At 65.3% G+C, this 596-nt stretch carries 1 pseudogene; it reads right to left on the bottom strand.

Annotated features, from left to right (window positions below):
• Positions 1 to 596: pseudogene (locus A5780_RS43105) on the bottom strand (hypothetical protein); the annotation flags it as partial.

The raw sequence follows: 596 nt of genomic DNA, 5'->3' as shown, positions 1-596 counted from the left end.
GCCCGTTGCAGGTCGATCGAACGGGCCGTGTCGATTGTGCCGACTGCTTCGGCCTTCTTGGCGGGCTCGAGCAGGCCGGCCGTGGTCAGTTGCGGCAGGATGATCTGCTGGTCGCACAGCGACATGTGCTGGGTTCCTGCGATGCGCAGGGGGATCTTCACCCCAGTGTTGGTTGCCCAGCGCGGTTCCCAGCCCGGATTGCCGAACCAGGGCGAGGTGTCGCTGGCCAGCATCAGCAGCGGCCGGTCGAGACCGTCCGCGGCGACAGAGCCCAGGATCGGGCCGTCCAGATCGACGCCGGCACGGACACGGTGGTCGTCGTGCATCGTTTGCACGGTTGTCGACCCGCCTAGCGAGTGACCGAACATTCCGACTTTCGACAGGTCGAGGTCCTCGGCGAGGTGCGGTGGGAGTCCAGCGCGTCCCGGCTGTTCGGTGGCAGCGGTCATCAGTTGGTCGAGGACGAAGCGTGTGTCGGCGACCCTGGTCGGCAGGAGTAGATCAGGAAGGATGTGTTGCGGTGAATCCAGTGGCACCTGAGTGTGTTCGGTGTGTCCGTCGGGAAACTGCACCGCGAACGCTTCGTGGGTGTGGTT

Source organism: Nocardia sp. 852002-20019_SCH5090214, assembly GCF_001665865.1.
In the GTDB taxonomy this organism is placed as follows: Bacteria; Actinomycetota; Actinomycetes; order Mycobacteriales; family Mycobacteriaceae; genus Nocardia; species Nocardia nova.
The sequence above is the reverse complement of the archived record's forward strand: the minus strand, read 5'-3'. Positions and strand labels throughout refer to the sequence as shown.